Annotated in this window: 12 protein-coding genes; 2 read left to right on the top strand and 10 right to left on the bottom strand. The window is 63.1% G+C overall.

What is annotated here, in order from left to right; genetic code table 11:
* The 7 genes from AC5I5I_RS01935 to AC5I5I_RS01905 all read right to left on the bottom strand — a co-directional run bounded on the left by AC5I5I_RS01935 (position 1) and on the right by AC5I5I_RS01905 (position 8,803).
* Positions 1 to 1,305 (bottom strand): alpha/beta fold hydrolase, encoded by a 1,305-nt coding sequence (locus AC5I5I_RS01935; protein ID WP_495969433.1) that lies wholly within the window; start codon positions 1,303 to 1,305, stop codon positions 1 to 3.
* A gap of 333 nt (positions 1,306 to 1,638) precedes the next feature.
* Positions 1,639 to 3,183 (bottom strand): peroxidase family protein, encoded by a 1,545-nt coding sequence (locus tag AC5I5I_RS01930; RefSeq protein ID WP_495969432.1) that lies wholly within the window; start codon positions 3,181 to 3,183, stop codon positions 1,639 to 1,641.
* 308 nt (positions 3,184 to 3,491) lie between these two features.
* A complete protein-coding gene (locus tag AC5I5I_RS01925) occupies positions 3,492 to 3,848 on the bottom strand; it encodes a hypothetical protein (RefSeq protein ID WP_495969431.1) in 357 nt (118 codons plus the stop codon).
* A 352-nt stretch (positions 3,849 to 4,200) separates the two neighbouring features.
* Positions 4,201 to 5,673, bottom strand: coding sequence for a caspase family protein (locus AC5I5I_RS01920; protein WP_495969430.1), 1,473 nt, complete (start codon positions 5,671 to 5,673; stop codon positions 4,201 to 4,203).
* 214 nt (positions 5,674 to 5,887) lie between these two features.
* A complete protein-coding gene (gene ispG / locus AC5I5I_RS01915; RefSeq protein ID WP_495969429.1) occupies positions 5,888 to 7,162 on the bottom strand; it encodes a flavodoxin-dependent (E)-4-hydroxy-3-methylbut-2-enyl-diphosphate synthase in 1,275 nt (424 codons plus the stop codon).
* A 101-nt stretch (positions 7,163 to 7,263) separates the two neighbouring features.
* Positions 7,264 to 8,178, bottom strand: a complete 915-nt coding sequence (locus AC5I5I_RS01910; RefSeq protein ID WP_495969428.1) for a DMT family transporter — start codon at positions 8,176 to 8,178, stop codon at positions 7,264 to 7,266.
* A gap of 145 nt (positions 8,179 to 8,323) precedes the next feature.
* Entirely contained in the window at positions 8,324 to 8,803 is a 480-nt protein-coding gene (locus AC5I5I_RS01905) for a Fur family transcriptional regulator (RefSeq protein ID WP_495969427.1), read from the bottom strand.
* A 146-nt stretch (positions 8,804 to 8,949) separates the two neighbouring features.
* On the opposite strand from AC5I5I_RS01905, the gene AC5I5I_RS01900 reads away from it, so the two are divergent.
* The gene (locus AC5I5I_RS01900; RefSeq protein ID WP_495969426.1) at positions 8,950 to 9,999 is read left to right on the top strand and encodes a patatin-like phospholipase family protein; all 1,050 of its coding nucleotides are present in this window, start codon (positions 8,950 to 8,952) and stop codon (positions 9,997 to 9,999) included.
* A 47-nt stretch (positions 10,000 to 10,046) separates the two neighbouring features.
* Positions 10,047 to 10,607 (top strand): O-acetyl-ADP-ribose deacetylase, encoded by a 561-nt coding sequence (locus AC5I5I_RS01895; protein WP_495969425.1) that lies wholly within the window; start codon positions 10,047 to 10,049, stop codon positions 10,605 to 10,607.
* Between the two features lies 1 nt (position 10,608).
* On the opposite strand, the gene AC5I5I_RS01890 is transcribed toward AC5I5I_RS01895, so the two are convergent.
* From AC5I5I_RS01890 to AC5I5I_RS01880, 3 genes are read right to left on the bottom strand one after another with little or no spacing between them, the layout of a single operon-like run.
* On the bottom strand, positions 10,609 to 11,547 hold the full coding sequence (locus AC5I5I_RS01890) for a glucokinase (RefSeq protein WP_495969424.1): 939 nt from the start codon (positions 11,545 to 11,547) through the stop codon (positions 10,609 to 10,611).
* Between the two features lie 18 nt (positions 11,548 to 11,565).
* The gene (locus AC5I5I_RS01885) at positions 11,566 to 11,946 is read right to left on the bottom strand and encodes a carboxymuconolactone decarboxylase family protein (RefSeq protein ID WP_495969423.1); all 381 of its coding nucleotides are present in this window, start codon (positions 11,944 to 11,946) and stop codon (positions 11,566 to 11,568) included.
* A complete protein-coding gene (locus AC5I5I_RS01880; RefSeq protein WP_495969422.1) occupies positions 11,943 to 13,085 on the bottom strand; it encodes a CaiB/BaiF CoA transferase family protein in 1,143 nt (380 codons plus the stop codon). Before AC5I5I_RS01880 ends, AC5I5I_RS01885 begins: the two co-directional genes overlap by 4 nt.
* Between the last annotated feature and the right edge of the window lie 48 nt (positions 13,086 to 13,133).

Here is a 13,133-nt window from a genome sequence, read left to right as displayed (position 1 = left end):
TTACTTGCAGCCGTCGGCGGCCTGCGCGCCGGCAAAGCGGTCAGCGAGCCACTGCACATACATGGATTTGGCGGCACCGGGCGTCGAGAAATGCGTCTGCTCGCCGGGCAATTGCACACGCGCGACATTGCCGCCCATGCCGCACATCTGCTCGCGATAAAGCTGACCCATCACCGGAGGGACCACGGTGTCTTTCGTTCCCCAGTAAATGATCACGGGTGCGATCGCCTTCACTGCCGGGACGCTGCCGTCCAACAGCGTTTTGACCCATTGCCCCGATCGCGCGGGATTTTCTTTCAGGAACGACTTGTATTCGTCTCCGAATGCAAAGTTCATCGTATCGGCAGCGGCGTGCATGCATTTTTTGCTGAAGATCGCCTCGAGCGCGTTCACGCCTTCCGACGAGAACAGATCCGACAGCGCAACTTCGGGAAATGCCGCAGGCGTCGCCCACATCATCATCGCGAAATGGGTGAAGTTGAAGACGTTGTCGGAAAAGGTCTTCGCCAGACCCTGGAGGAGCGCGTCGGCCGCTTTCGCGTCCGGCGTTTCCTTGGGAAGGATCGCTGCGACATCCTGCGGCGCTAACGCTGCGAAGCCGACGATGTCTATTGCGTCAAAGGCCGTTCCGGCCTTCCTGACATAGTCACCCAGGCCGGCTGCGCTGAGCGTCGCTCCGCCGCCCTGTGACCAGCCATAGACCGCAGCTTTTCGGTTCTGTCCTGAAAGACCCATGCTCCCGACGGCGCGAATTGAGTTGATGACGTCGCGTGCCTGCGTGGCGGCGATTGCATATTGGTGGCGCCCGCCGCCACCCAATCCCTGATAATCGGTTGCGACCACGACATAGCCTCGGCCGATGAATTCCGACAGCGCGGGTACTCCGAAATCGGTCCAGGACGTTCCGCCGACGAGGAAATACTGGTTGAGATCCTGCGCCGGATCGAGAACCTGCGACGGGCCGCAATTCTGCGCCGTGCCGGTTGTCCCGTGTGCCCATGCCAGAATCGGCCGGCCACCTGTCGGGGCCTCACCCTTTGGCGCGATGACCAGTGCAGTGGAGATCGTTGGCCGCTCACGTACGTCTGAGGAGATGTAGGCGATGCGCCAGGCCTGCGCGGTTGCGAGCGACGTTTCGACGGGCTCTTGCGCGATCACCGTCCCCAACGGGCCTTGCGGCTTCATCGCCATGACCTTGGCGTAGAAGGGCGCCACGGCCACGTCGGCAGCGTGCAGCGGCAATGTTGCCGGCAACATCGCCGCGGATAGGCAAACCGCTCCAATCAGTCGATGAAGGCGTTTCATGGTATCCGACCCCTGCGATCAAACCAGGCGCGCAACGCCAGTGTGGCGTCCCGCTTTCAATGAACCGATCGGGTTAAAATCCTGTCGACCGCAAAATTTGGGGCGCGATTGGGCCTTCGGTAACGCAGCCCCGCGCGCGGCGGACGGAGTCAGATTCAAATTGATTCAATAGCTTGCAAATCTGACGGCCGGATGTCGGGGAGCGCGGCAATTCCATCTCGATGACGAGATGCCAGCGCAAATACCTCGCCGGATGAGGGTTGGAGCCGGCGTGATCGATGCGACCGCACGCATTCTCCGCAAGCGATCGGAGAATGCGCGCGTTGCCACCGCTCAAGGCAATGTCGTGATGCCGTCGATCGGACTGATATCGCCGACAAACCGCAACAGGTCCGTCATCGTAAACGTGCCGGGCACCTTGGCGGGCAGGTCGGGCTTCCAGTTCACGCCCTTCTGCCACAGATACGATTCATGATCGCCGTGAACGAGGCCGACAAACACCTCGGCGACGATCGTTGATCCGACCGGTCCGAGCTTCTCGCCGTTGCCTCTGATCTGCGCCTCCTTGAGGATGTAGTACCAGAGCGGTGTCTGCTTATGCAGGCCGCCCTCGCGCGCGGCGTTGCCATCGGGACCGGTCGCGATCTCGTCCGGGGTCAGGGCTTTGACGCCGATCGCCCCTGCGATGGCCTGACCGGACGGCAAGCCGAGAAACACGCCGCGCTGCAGATTGCGCAGCGCGAGATTTCCGCCGCCGCCGGGAAGTGTGTGCAATTGCGGAATGAGGAACGGATCGATCTTGCGTGACGGGTTGAGTGCGACGTCCGCCGGATTGGCAGGCGGACTGAAATCATAATAGCGGCGCCAATCGATGATCCAGTTCGACGGCAGCACCGGTTGCGGCAGCGGAGCGGGAGACGGTACCGGCGCAAGATCGCCGATGATGCCGCCTGAAAGTCCGGTGAAGTCGAACAAGAGCTGAAGTGTCGCCTGGGGGAAGATCCGGTTATGGTTGTAACGTTCGCGCACCATGCTGTGGCCGAAGCGATAGGCCGCGGCGGAGAACTCGACCGGCATGTAGGGCAGCTTCTTGAAACGGTAGAATTTGCGCCCCTGATGGAGAATTTTGGCGACGATGCCGGGTTCGGTGATGCGCTCGACGAAATCGTGCAGCACCATCCATTGATAATGCCAGGTGACGATGCGGCGCGCTTCCAGAAAGGTCTGCTCCGCGGTCTTGCCGGGCGCTGCAATCCGGTTGCAGACCGCATTGTGGAATTTGAGAAAGGCGAGATGCGTTTGTGCGACGACAAGATTCTCGTCGTTGCGATGATCGCCGATCAGCGCAAATCCTTCCGGATTGCGCGGCAGATCGTTGCGATGGTCGCCGGTGACACCGCCGAAGCCGACATTGATGGTCTTGCCGATGAGGAATTTCGGACCCGGTGCCTTGCCGGCGTTAGCGCCTGACTCACGCGCGTAAAGTTGCCGGCTGCCGTCAGGCCCCAGGCCGTAGATTGCATCGAGGTCGAGCGCCGGCGTTCGGAAGTTCTCGATGCCTTCGGGATCGGCGGCCTTGTCGCCGATCGAGGTGAGGTCGAGCGTGACGTCGTGATCGACGAACTGACCGAGATAGGTGAAGCCCGCCGGGATCTTGCTGTTGTTGCCGGCCGGGTCGCCGGGGCTCGCATCCTTCATGGCGTTGGCCAGCGCCTGCAATGCCGCAGGTGCGACTTTCAACGGCGGCAGGTCAGGAAACATGCGGCCGAACATGCCAGGGTCGTCGTGTCCCTGTAGCCGTTGCCGTGCCAGCAATTCTGGATTGGGTTGACGTCCGGCGGTGCCGTGGCCGGGTTGAATACTGATTTGTTCAGACATCGAAGAACCGCCTCCCGCGCGGTGCTGCGCGCTGCCGGCTCGACGGTTCGGGCCCATCCAGTCGACGCGCGCAAAGAGGCATGCGCCGCAACGCGAATGCGTGATGGCGGAGACCGAAATCCGATGTGTGAAGGCAGCGCAGGTGCAATCAAGAACAAATACAATCTTAGATAGTAATTATAAAAATGCAACCAGAAAGTGTATTTGGGCTGACGGCTGGTCGGCGCCACCAGACAATGCACGGCCTTTCGGAATGCGTGGCGCCCGTCAGAGAGGGGCCGACATCAGAGAGATGAAAATGTCCGGTGTCAGCGGCCGGTGCGTCCGCCGAAAAAGCCTTGGACGCGGCGCCACATGTCGCGCGCCGATACCGAGAACAGGGCGAACAGGATGCCGAGGATCACGATCGGGATCCACAGCAGCACCAGGCCGGCCAGCAGCAGAAACACGATGCCGACCGCGAGTCCGACCCCGAGCAGGATCATCGCCAGCGTGAACGGACCGATCTTCTTGATCTGAACGCGGCGGAAACCGTCGTCGCCCTCCTCGACCCGCACGAACAGATTTTCGAACCCGCCGCCACCGCGCCTGGCATTGGGCGGGATGATCTCGGGCTCGACGCGCGGGCGTTCCACGGGTGGCTTCGTTGGATCGGTGTAGGACATGGCAAGGATATGGGACCTGAGCCGCGTGGCCGCAATGCGGCACCGTCAGCGGACAAAATGACGCGACCCTGATTGTGTACACAAGCGACAGCAGCATCTGCGTCGCGGCTTGTTCGCATGGTCGCAGTAAGGCCGCGCTTTGTGCGCCGCAATTATTACCGACTGGTCATGATGCGCTTTTTCCGGAACGCGGATAAGGAGCAATTGTTTTCATCGCAGAGGCGACAGGAGGACCGCCCATGGTTGAAAACCTGATTCCGTTGACGATTCTGATCGCAGTTGTTTTCGGCGTGCTTTGGTTCTTGATCGAAGCGGCGTCGCTGCATGGCGACCGCAGAAGCTGAGTTGGACATCACTTGCGGAAAAAGAACGCCTCGCTCGGCAGCGAACCGTAGGTGAATGGCTCCTGCTTGCGGTTGGTCGCGGTCAACACCTCGTCGCGCACCTTTCGGAACACCAGATTGATTTCGAGGCCGGGTGTTAGGATGGCGCGGGCGAGCGCAGATGCGAATGGCGAGTTGCCCTGGCTGCCGTCCAGAGCCGTCTGCCCGTGCTTCGCTGCGTAGGCGACAAGAGTAGCCCCTTCCGGTTCGATGTTGCCCAGTCCTCTGCCGAGCGAACGCGTTCCGAGACTTCTCGTCATGCTGGTAGCGAATGGATTGTCCCTGCAGGCATCGAGGATGACGAGCTTCAGCTTGCTTGCACCCTCGACGGAGCGCAGCAACTGATCCAGGGATATCGCCTCGAAAGACGTATCCCTGTCCGATTTGAGCCGCGCATCGACCGGGACCAGATAATTGGTCCCGGCGACTTCGATTCCGTGGCCCGCATAATAGATGACGGCCCATTCGGCGCGGTCGGCAAGCGCTGCAAAATCCTTCAGGGCAGTCGCAAGTTGCTCGCGCGTGAGGTCGAGCTTCAGATCGACGCGATTGAAGCCGACCGCCGTCAGGGCCTTGCTCAGCGTCTCCGCGTCGCTTCTGGGATTCATGAGGGGAGCTACGTTGCGGTATTGGCTGTTGCCGATGATCAGCGCGACACGTGCGTTGCTGCCCGCCGGGGTTTTGGCGGTTCCGCTTTGCTGTGCGAGTCTGGCCTCGAGCCTTGCAAGCGATCGGGTCAGTGACGCGTTGCCGGGATCGATGCTTGCGGCTTGCCTGATATCGGTCAGCGCAGAGCGGTAATCCTGCGCGGTTTCGCTGGTACGGGCGCGTTCGGCGTAGTTCAGCCAGTTCTTGGCATCGAGTTTGATCGATATATCATGATCCGCGCGGGCGCGGGCAAAATCGCCCTTTAACCGGTACACGATCGCTCTTTCGACATGGCCCCGTGTCTCGGTCGGCTTCATGCCGATCAGCGTATTCAGATCGGCAAGCGCCTTGTCGTAATCGCGCTTGTACCGATAGGCGACACCCCTGTTAAGATAGTGGACCGATACTTTTGGGTTCAATGCGATGGCGGCGGTGTAGCTTTCGATGGCTTGTTCGTAATCACCTTTCTTCCTGAGAATGATGCCTTTGCCGTTGTGGTGCAGGTAATTTTGCGGATCGAGTTTGATCGCCGCGTCAATATCCGTCAGTGCCGCATCGAGCTTCTCAAGCCGGTAAAGCGCGTGGGCGCGGATTCTAAAAAAGGTCCCGCGTTCTTGGGACGATCTGCGCTTGTCAGTCAGCGCGCTTGTGCACTCCTTGACAATCTGTTCCGGTTCTCCGGAGCTTGAGGCGGAGCAGGCTGGTGGCGCCGCGACTTTCGGATTCGCCTCCACGCCGGAAGCAAATTGGACAACACCCGCCAGCGCGAGGGCAAGAGCCAGCCGCCACCGCATCGTTCGCTCCGTTTCGGCATTTGTCGAGTCCGCCCGATACCGGGTTCATCGGGCGGCCGCCAAGCTGCGCTCAATTTCGCATCATCCGTTGCAGTTGAAAAATGAAATTGAAGCGGCGACGCAAGTCATATGAAGGCCGGCCCGCCCATATGAAAGCCGGCCTGCGGTCGATCGCGCCGAGGAGATCCGGTTGATCGTGGGAGCTAACCGCGCGCTACTCCGCCGCCGTGCGTCCCGCGCCGCCGCGACCATAGCGCTGCTCGATATAATCGATCACCATGGTCTTGAATTCCGCCGCAACATTGGCGCCGCGCAACGTCACCGCCTTCTTGCCGTCGATGAACACCGGCGCGGCCGGCGCTTCGCCGGTGCCCGGCAGCGAAATGCCGATATCGGCATGCTTGCTCTCGCCCGGACCGTTCACGATGCAGCCCATCACCGCGACATTGAGCGCCTCGACGCCGGGATAGCGCGTCTTCCATTCCGGCATCGAGGTGTGGATGAACGACTGGATGTCGCGCGCCAGTTCCTGGAATGTGGTCGAGGTCGTGCGGCCGCAACCGGGGCAGGCTGCGACCAGCGGCACGAAGGTGCGAAAGCCCATGGTCTGCAGGATTTCCTGCGCCACCTTCACCTCAACGGTGCGGTCGCCGCCCGGCTCCGGCGTCAACGAGACGCGAATGGTATCGCCGATGCCCTGCTGCAGCAGGATGCCGAGCGCGGCGGATGACGCGACGATGCCCTTCGATCCCATGCCGGCTTCGGTGAGGCCGAGATGGATCGCGTAATCGGAGCGTGTCGCCAGCACCTGATAGACCGCGATCAGATCTTGCACCGCCGACACTTTGGCCGAGAGGACGATGCGGTTCTTCGGCAAACCCATTTCGACGGCACGATCGGCGGACAGCAAAGCGGACTGCACCATCGCTTCGCGCATCACCGCGCGCGCTTCAAGCGGCGCCGCCGAGTTGGCGTTCTCGTCCATCAGATGCGTCAGCAATTCCTGGTCGAGCGAGCCCCAATTGGCGCCGATCCGCACCGGCTTGTTGTGACGGATCGCGGTCTCGATGATGGCCCCGAACTGCTTGTCCTTCTTGTCCTTGAAGCCGACATTGCCGGGATTGATGCGATACTTGTCGAGCGCCTCGGCGCAGGCCGGGTGGTCGGCCAAGAGCTTGTGGCCGATGTAATGGAAGTCGCCGATCAGCGGCACCCGCACATTCATCTTGGCGAGGCGGTCGCGGATATGCGGGACGGCTGCGGCGGCTTCGTCGCGATCGACGGTGATGCGCACGAGTTCGGAGCCGGCACGGGCGAGGGCGGCGACCTGCCGCGTGGTCTGTTCGACGTCGGCGGTGTCGGTGTTGGTCATCGACTGCACGACGATCGGCGCGCCGCCGCCGACGGTTACGCCGCCGACATCGACGGCAACCGAGGAATGGCGCGGTGCGGGGCCGCCGAGAACGTCCGGGGTGGTAATCTGATCCATAACCCTAATCTAGCATCTCAATGTGAAAACGGGAGGTCGATCTGCCCGCTGTTTCCGGCCGGAACCGGGAGGTATAGGCGCTCCGGCCGCTAAAGAAAGCCTCAACGCGGCCGATTCACCAGGATCAGCCCGCCGATCACCAGCGCCACGGCGCCCGCGAAAGGCGGCGTGATCGGGTCGCCCATGACCAGATAACCCGCGAATACCCCGAATAATGGCGTCAGAAATGTGAAGGCCGAAAGACGGCTGGCCGAGTATTTTGACACCATTGTGAACCAGATCAGAAACGTCAGGGAGACCACCCAGACGGTCTGGTAGACCAGCGAGGTTAGGGCGAGGGCGCCCGGCATGCTGGTGATGGTCTCGCCCAGCAGCCACGCCGCCACGGCCAGCATCGGCACCGAGATCACCAGCTGATATTGCAGCGTCTTTTCGGGTGCGGCGCGCGAAAGCGAGGTGGATTTCACCACCAGCGTGGTGAGGCCCCAGGCGATGCCGCCGGCCAGCGCCAGCAGGTCGCCCAGGAACTGGTTCGCGTTGGCGGACGGCGTCGGCACCCCGAAAGCCAGCACCAGACCGGAAAACGACATCAGCAGGCCGGCCCATTGGGTCCAGCGGAAGCGGTCGCTCGGCACCAGGAAATGCGCGCCGAGCACCACCACGAAGGGCGCGACGTAGATGAACAGGGTGGCGCGGCTCGCCGTCGTGTAGAGCAGGGAGGGATAGATGAAGATGAATTCCAGCCCGAACAAGAAGCCGGCCAGCAGGCCGGCCTTCATCGTCTCGCCGCCCAGGTCGAGCGAGATGCCGCGCGTGCGCGCATAGATCCAGATGATCAGCGCCGCGCCGGCCGAGCGGATCGCCGCCTGCGTAAGCGGCGGAATGTCCGGCAGTGCGAGCTTCACCGCCACCTGATTGAAGCCCCAGCACAGGCACAGGAACACCACAACCGCGGCCGCACCGAGTTCGAGCGGGCGTGTGGCCGCCGTATGCGGCGCCTGCGTGGTTGTGGTCATGGTCGGGTTCCCGGCGGGGAATGATCAGCGACTTTCGTACCGGTTATGCGCCTGCGCCGGAAGCGGGCATGTGCATGGCGGACATGTGCGGTGTTTCGCTCTCCCCGTTCTGACGGGGAGAAGGACACTCACTGCAAAATTCAATCTACCGGCAATGCGCGCAAATGCCGGTGATCTCGATCACCGGCGCTTTCGGGGTAAAGCCGGCGGCGCGGGTTGCGGCTTTCAGCGAGTCCGCCACCGCCTGCGACGGCGCTTCGCCAACTTCGCCGCAGCGCTCGCAGATCAGGAACACCACGAGGTCATCGGCGTCGTGGCGATGCACGCAGGCGATATAGGCATTGCGGCTTTCGATCCGGTGAGCGAGCCCGTTCTCGATCAGGAAATCGAGCGCGCGATACACCGTGATCGGTGCGTGCCGCGTGCCATGCTTTTTCGCCGCGCGGTCGATGATCTCGTAGGCGCCGAGCGGCTTGTGGTTTTCTAGAAGCGCCTCGAGCACCTGCCGGCGTGTCGGCGTCAGCTTCTGCGCGCGCTGATCGCACAGCGTTTCCGCATAGCGAAGCGCGTCGACGCTGCAGCGATTGTGGTCGTGATCCGGCGCGGGGAAGATCGGGCTGCTCATGCTTCTCTCATATAGGCCCCGTTTCGAACCGCAAGACGGCGAGATGTGGCGAAATCCTGTTGTGCAATGCACAATAAAGATTATTGCAACGCAACAATTCCTGCTTAGCTTCGTTCACGCGGGGTGGCACCATTCTGGGAAGCTGAATGCTGAAAGACATGTCCGCCGGCGTTAACCGTATTCTGACGGGGTTCCGGCCCCGTCCGGGCGTGAAACGGGTCAATCTGGCGCTGCAGGGCGGCGGCGCGCATGGCGCCTTCACCTGGGGCGTGCTCGACCATCTGCTGGAGGATGGCCGGCTTACGTTTTCCGGCGTGTCGGGCGCATCGGCCGGTGCCATCAATGCGGTGATGCTGGCCGACGGGCTCGCGCGCGGCGGTCCCGATGCGGCGCGCAAGCGGCTGGCGGAATTCTGGCGCAGCGCCAGCCTCGGCGGCGATCTTCCCGGACCGCAGCGCGCCGCGCTCGACCGTCTGCTGGCGTTGTTCCCCGCCGGCGGCTCGCCGGTGCAGATGTTCGTCGATGCGATGTCGCGGCTGATGAGCCCATATGATTTCAACCCGCTTAACATCAATCCGCTGAAGGGTCTGATCGAGCGCTTCGTCGACTTCGAAGCGATCCGCAATCATGCGCCGATGGAATTGTTCGTCTCGGCCACCAATGTGCATAGCGGCCGGCTGCGCGTATTCCGGCGCGAGGATATCACCGCCGATGTGGTGATGGCGTCGGCGGCCTTGCCGCATGTGTTCCGTGCCGTGGAGATCGATGGCGAGCCCTACTGGGATGGCGGCTTCACCGGCAATCCGGCGATCCTGCCGCTGGTCGCATCCAATGCGGACGACGTGCTGCTGGTGCAAATCGCGCCCCTGCGGCGCGACGACACGCCGACATCCGCGCGCGATATTCTCAACCGCGTCAACGAGATTTCGTTTTCCTCATCGCTGGCGGCGGAATTGCGCGCGCTGGAATTCGTCGGACGCGGCGCACGCGGCAACGCGCCCGGCATCAACGTGCATCGCATCCTGCTCGATGGTCTCGACAAGCGGCTGAACGGGTCGCGTCTCAAGACCGATTTCGACTTCTTCAAGCTGCTGCATCGCGCTGGGCGCAGAGCCGCGCGGCGCTTCCTCGACCGCCATTTCGCCGATATCGGGCACCGGTCGACGCTGGATCTGGTGAAGGAGACGGCGGCCTGACAAATCCGCCGCGTGACGGATCGAAGGCAGACGAATACATTCTCCGGATGCCTGTCCCCACACCGCTCATTACCCACGACATCGGCGCCGCGCAACTCGACCTCGTGATCGCCGATATAACGACGCTGGATATCGATGCCATCGTCAACGCGGCGAATGCGCAGCTTCTTCCGGGTGGCGGCGTGTGCGGCGCGATCTTCCGTGCAGCCGGCCCGGAACTCGACAGGGAATGCGGGAGTCTCGGCGGCTGCGACACCGGCGATGCAAAAATCACTGAAGGCTACATGCTTCCCGCGCGGCATGTGATTCATGCGGTGGGGCCGGTCTGGAGCGGCGGCGCGCAGGATGAGGATGCGTTGCTTGCGTCCTGCTATCGCCGCTCGCTGGAGATTGCCGCAGAACACCGGCTCAACAGCATTGCCTTTCCGGCGATCTCGACCGGTATCTACGGCTTTCCGCCCGAACGCGCCGCGCGCATTGCCGCCGGAACGGTGGTGTCGGAACTGTCGGCCAAATCCCGTGGCATTACGCGCGTGGTGCTGTGCTGCTTCGATGCGAAATCCGCGCAATGCCATGTCGAGGCGCTGGCGGAGATGGGGCTGGGATAAGTCAAGCCTTCATCAGCCGCTCAGCCACCGCGACGCAGCCGATCAGTCCCGGCTCCTTGCAGGTGATCAGCGCCGAGGGGGTCGCCTTCAGCATCGCTTCATACGGCGGGTGCTGTTCGAACGCCGCGCGGAACAGCCGCGCATCGAACAGCGGGCCGAGCCCGGTGGCGACGCCGCCTCCGATATACACGCCGCCGGTCGCGCGGAACGCGAGCGCCATGTCGCCGGCGAAGCGGCCGAGCAGGCGAACGAACATCGCTACGGTCGCGCGCGCCTCGCGATCGCCCGCGCGCGCCTGGCGCACAATCATTTCCGGTTTCACCTTCAGCGTGCCGGGATGCATCGCCTCATGCAGCGCCGCAAGACCGGTGCCCGACAGCACGCATTCCGCGGAGAGCGGCGTGCGTGTCTCAGCCAGCCGGTGGAAGATGGCTTCCTCATCGGCATAGGCCGGACCGAATGACACATGCCCCGCTTCGCTGGCGATGACATGCAGCCCATCGCGGGTTGGCACCAGCGCGGCCACGCCAAGTCCCGTGCCGGGACCGACCACGAGCTTCACGCCGTCGGCAAAAGCGCGATCGTCGCCGATTGGCTGTAGATCGTCCCGCTGCAGGTGCGGCAGCGCCCAGGCCAGCGCCTCGAAATCGTTGACCGCATGGATCGACGAAATGCCGAGCCGCTGCGACAGGTCCGGCAGCCGCACACACCAGTTGCGATTGGTGAGTGTGATTTCCTCGCCTTCGACCGGCGCGGCGAAGGCCAGCACTGCCATACGCGGCCGCTGGTTAGCGCCATCGAGCAGCCGCGCCAGCACGCCCTCCGGTCCCTCGACGCTGTCATTGGCGATGGTGACAATCCGCTCCGGCCGGCCGCCCTGCGACGCCAGCGCCGCACGGCTGGTGGTGCCGCCGATATCGGCGATCAGGAAGTCAGCCATGTCGCGCGCGGCATGGCGTCATGCCTTCTCCTCCGCCGCGAACACCTCGCGCGCGATCCGGAACGAATCCACCGCGCAGGGCACGCCGGCATAGATCGCAACCTGCAGGAACACTTCCATGATCTCGTTCTTGGTGACGCCGTTGGTCAGCGCGCCCTTGATATGCGCCTTCAGTTCGTGCGGCCGGTTCAGGATCGAGATCATCGCGAGGTTCAGCATCGAGCGCTGCTTCAGCGGCAACCCTTCGCGGCCCCACACGTAACCCCAGCAATATTCGGTGACCAGTTCCTGCAGCGGCCGGTTGAAGTCGTCGGCGTTCTTCAGCGCTGCATCGACATAGGCATCGCCCAGCACCTTGCGCCGGATCGACAGGCCCTTGTCGTACATGTCCTGGTTCATGGTCGTTTCCCTTCGTTGGTGTTCGCTGAAAACTCTTTGCGGATCTTGTCGTTGTGCTCGCCGAGAGACGGCACGGCGCCGTAGCGTCGCTGCGTGTCGACGATCGGGGCCGGCGCCGGCATGGCCGCCGGTCCGCTTGGCGTGTCGACCTCGATCCGCCGCAGATGCGGATGCGACGACAACAGCGCGCAATCGTTGACGCGCGCGAACGCGATATCGGCTGTTTCCAGCATCGTCATCAACTCCGCCACGTCATGAGATGCGAAGGCCGCGGCGACCGCAGCGTCGGTTTCGCTGCGATGGGTCACGCGCTGGATGCTGGTGGCGAATTTCGGATCGGTGCCGAGCGCGGCGTTGCCCAGCACCTTGTCGGCCAGCACGCGCCATTCGCGATCGTTCTGGATCGAGATCAGGATGTCGGCGCCGTCGCGGCTCTTGAATACGCCGTAGGGCGCGATCGCCGCGTGCGCCAAGCCGATGCGCTTGAACGGATGACCGCCTTCGTGCGACAGCAGCGGCACCGTCATCCATTCCGCCATCGCGTCGAACAGCGAAACCGAAATCGCAGCGCCTTCGCCGGTGCGATCGCGTGCGATCAGCGCTTCGAGAATCGCCTGATAGGCATTCATGCCGGCGCCGATGTCGGCGACGGAAAAACCGACCCGGGCCGGCGCCTCCGGACCTCCGGTGATCGAGGCCAGGCCGGACTCCGCCTGCACCAGCAAATCATACGCCTTGCGCCTTCGGTAGGGACCGCTCTCGCCGTAGCCCGAGATCGAGCAGCAGATCAGCCGCGGATGTTTCTTGCGCAGTTCTGCGATCGGAAAGCCGAGTTTGGCAATCGCGCCGGGTTTCAGGTTCTGCACGAATACATCCGCCTTCGTCAGCATCGCGGCGAACAGCGTCTTGTCCTCGGCGCGGCCGAGATCGAGCACCACCGATTCCTTGCCGCGGTTGAGCCAGACGAAATTGGCGCTCTCGCCATGCACATAGCCGTCATAGCCGCGCGCGAAATCGCCCTCCGGCCGCTCGATCTTGATCACGCGCGCGCCGGCATCCGCAAGCCGGCAGGTTGCCTGCGGCGCTGCCACAGCCTGTTCGAGCGAGACCACGAGGAGGCCGGAGAGGGGCAGGGTCATGGAACGCACTCTCCGTTCGTCCGCGCGAAAGCGGGGACCCAGAGCCAC

It is taken from the genome of Pseudorhodoplanes sp., from assembly GCF_059499825.1.
This window is presented reverse-complemented; position numbering and strand designations above follow the sequence as displayed.